This window comes from Acidovorax sp. sic0104 (assembly GCF_019219095.1).
GTDB lineage: Bacteria > Pseudomonadota > Gammaproteobacteria > Burkholderiales > Burkholderiaceae_C > Acidovorax.
The window spans coordinates 1-599 of record NZ_JAHUWH010000051.1 but is presented as its reverse complement, the minus strand read 5'-3'; the positions used below and the strand labels follow the sequence as shown (position 1 = coordinate 599).

Annotated in this window: 1 protein-coding gene; it reads left to right on the top strand. The window is 65.4% G+C overall.

The features are described 5' to 3' along the window. Positions 1-599 (top strand): 5-dehydro-4-deoxyglucarate dehydratase (locus KW835_RS26620; RefSeq protein ID WP_218387756.1); only part of this gene is annotated, 599 nt, incomplete at both ends.

Genomic DNA, 599 nt, shown 5'->3' with positions numbered 1-599 from the left:
GGCGCCCACGGCATCCTGCTCTTGCCCCACTACCTGACCGAAGCCGGCCAGGAGGGCCTCATCGAGCACGTCGCCCAGGTCTGCAACAGCGTCAAATTCGGCGTCATCGTCTACAACCGCGACCGCACCAAGCTCACCGCCGAGTCCCTGGCCATCCTGGCCGAGCGCTGCCCCAACCTCATCGGCTTCAAGGACGGCGTGGGCAACATCGAGACCATGTCCTCCATCTTCATGAAGATGGGCGACCGCTTCTCCTACCTGGGCGGCCTGCCCACCGCCGAGGTCTACGCAGCCGCCTACAAGGCGCTGGGCACGCCGGTGTATTCCTCGGCCGTGTTCAACTTCATCCCCAAGACGGCCATGGAGTTCTACAAGGCCGTGGCTGCGGACGACACCGCCACCCAGCACAGGCTGCTCAAGGAGTTCTTCATGCCTTACCTGGCCATCCGCAACCGGGTGGAAGGCTATGGCGTCTCCATCATCAAGGCGGGCGCCAGGATCGTGGGCCACGACGGCGGCCCCGTGCGCGCGCCGCTCACCGACCTCAAGCCCAGCGAGATGGAAGAACTCGCCGCGCTCATCAAGAAGCTCGGCCCGCA